Below are 2185 nucleotides of genomic sequence, written 5' to 3'. Positions count from 1 at the left end.
TCCTGGGTGGCGAACAAGTGACGAAGGAACAGGTGCGCATATTGAAGTTACTGAACTCAGGCATGGCGGTATATAACGAATACGGGCCTACTGAAACTACAGTAGGATGTATCGTAAAAGAGCTCCAGGAAGATGATCCGCAGATACTGATCGGCAAACCCATTACGGCTACAGAGATATTTATCCTTGGAGAGGCTGGGCAGCTGTGTCCCATTGGTGTGACAGGAGAGATCTGCATTGCAGGCGCAGGACTGGCAAAACAATATCTCAATAACCACGAGCTTACTGCGCAAAAATTTGTTCCTAATCCTTACAGAACTGGCAGTCTTATGTACAGAACCGGTGATCTGGGAAGATGGCTACCACAAGGTGAGATACAATACATAGGTAGAAAAGACGAACAGTTAAAGATCAGGGGATATCGTATTGAGCCTGGAGAGATTGAAAATGCACTTTTGATCCTGCCGGATGTTTCAGCAGCTGTGGTGACCACCGTGCTTAATACTGCCGGTGAGCCGGAACTGGCAGCCTATCTTAGCGCTAAGCGGCAGCTGGATATAGCAGGGATCCGCAACCATCTTACAAGCTGCTTACCTGCTTATATGCTGCCAGTCTATTACATGCAGCTGGAAGTCCTCCCTTTAACCAGCAATGGGAAAGTAGATAAGAAAAAATTACCTGCGCCCGGCGATACAGCCCTCGGAGGGAATGCCATATACGTACCTCCTGCAAATGAGGTAGAATGGCAGCTTGCTGAGATCTGGCATGACATACTTGGCAAAGAAAAGATTGGGATCAATGACAACTTTTTCGATCTGGGCGGTCACAGCTTAACGGCCATCCGGCTGTTGAGCCAGTTACAACGGGTATTCCATGTTAAAATGGAGCTCAAAGATATATTTGCCCAAAAGCACCTGGCAGACCAGGCGCGGCTTATTCAGCTGGCCACCAAAACAAACTTCGTTCTCATACCAACAGCGCCACCGATGGCTGATTATCCCCTCTCCTCTGCCCAACGCAGGATATGGGTACTCAGCCAGTTTGAGGAAGGCAGTGTAGCTTATAAGATGCCTGCTGCATACAGCTTTGACGGAGATCTTGATATCACTGCACTCTCTGCTGCGTTCAACAGCCTGATACGGCGGCATGAAAGTCTGCGTACCGTGTTCAGGGTAAATGATCAGGGAGAACCCAGGCAGCTTGTTTTGCCCGCTGACTCCGATGCTTTCCAGGTGCACTGTAAAGATCTGCAAGGGCAATCGGAAGAAGTGTTGCTGGAATATATCCAGCAGTACCATCAGCAATCATTTGATCTTAGCAAAGGACCTTTGATCCGGGCTGCGCTTTTCCAGGTAGATACAAGGCGATGGGTATTTACCTGTGTGATGCATCATATCTGCAGCGATGAATGGTCTGCGGAGATTCTTATCCGGGAACTCCTGTTATTATATAGTACCTATAGCAGCGGCGAACAACCGTCACTAGACCCGCTGAAAATACAATATAAGGATTACGCTTGCTGGCAGCAGGAACAATTTCAGGGAGACGAATTTCAATTGCACAAATCCTACTGGCGCAAACAACTGGAAGGCCGGCTGCCGGTGATTGTACTCCCCCTGGATAAAAGCAGGCCTGTTGTTAAGAGCTACAATGGCAACCGTATTTACAAAGGGCTGAACAGCCGTTCAGCATCCGGACTCAAGACGCTCTGCCGCGCGCAGAATGCGACGCTGTTTATGGGGTTGGTGGCTACCGTAACGAGCCTGCTACATCAATACGGCGGCCAGCAGGACATTATTATTGGAAGTCCGATAGCCGGAAGGCAACATGCTGATCTGGAAGATCAAATCGGTTTCTATCTCAACACACTACCCTTACGCCTTCAGCTACAGGATGGTATGTCCTTTAATCAGCTGTTGCAATGTGCGCGTCTGGTAACGCTGGATGCCAATGAGCATCAGGCATATCCTTTTGACCAGCTCATTGACGACCTGCAACTGCAAAGGGATATGAGTCGTAGTCCCCTGTTTGATGTGCTCATAGATTATCATGATAATAAAGAAAGAAAGATCAACTCAGATCAACTGCCCGGAGGACTGAAGATAAGCCCTTTCGACGCCGGCACGCAGACGGTGAGCAAGTTTGACCTGACGTTTATGTTCATCGATTCGCAGGATGGCCTCAA

Annotated in this window: 1 protein-coding gene; it reads left to right on the top strand. The window is 48.7% G+C overall.

All coding sequences use genetic code 11. The features are described from left to right. Positions 1-2185: condensation domain-containing protein (locus Q0577_RS18425; RefSeq protein WP_298738830.1), on the top strand; the 2185-nt coding region annotated here is incomplete at both ends.

Origin of the sequence: uncultured Chitinophaga sp. (genome assembly GCF_937898475.1) — a bacterium.
Classification (GTDB): Bacteria; Bacteroidota; Bacteroidia; order Chitinophagales; family Chitinophagaceae; genus Chitinophaga.
The sequence above is the reverse complement of the archived record's forward strand: the minus strand, read 5'-3'. Positions and strand labels throughout refer to the sequence as shown.